The following is a 332-nucleotide window of genomic DNA, read 5'->3' as shown; positions in this document are numbered from 1 at the left end:
GCCGAAGGCGGCACTATCACCTACACCGCCTCCGTGAACCACGAAGTTACCGGTAGCGACCTGGTTGTGAAACTGGCCAACGGCCAGACCATCACCATTCCGGTTGGTCAGTCGTCGAGCTCGGTGGACTTCACCGTGCCGAACAGCGTCCACAACACCAAGCCGGACGTTAGCAACAGCATCGACGCAATTACGGGTGGTAACTACGAGAAAGTCGTCGGTGAAGGCAAGCCAGTTACTTCCGTAACTCAGGGTCCAGGCACTGAAGACACCACTGAGCTGAAGCTGACCGCCACTGGCGAAGTCGCGGAAGGTGGCAAGATCACCTACAC

1 protein-coding gene is annotated in these 332 nt (G+C 57.8%); it reads left to right on the top strand.

The window, feature by feature from the left end:
• The coding region (locus HU720_RS23980) for an immunoglobulin-like domain-containing protein (RefSeq protein ID WP_186523641.1) at positions 1-332 on the top strand (332 nt) is incomplete at both ends.

Source organism: Pseudomonas sp. SWRI51 (assembly GCF_014268825.1).
Lineage (GTDB): Bacteria > Pseudomonadota > Gammaproteobacteria > Pseudomonadales > Pseudomonadaceae > Aquipseudomonas > Aquipseudomonas farsensis.
This window is presented reverse-complemented; position numbering and strand designations above follow the sequence as displayed.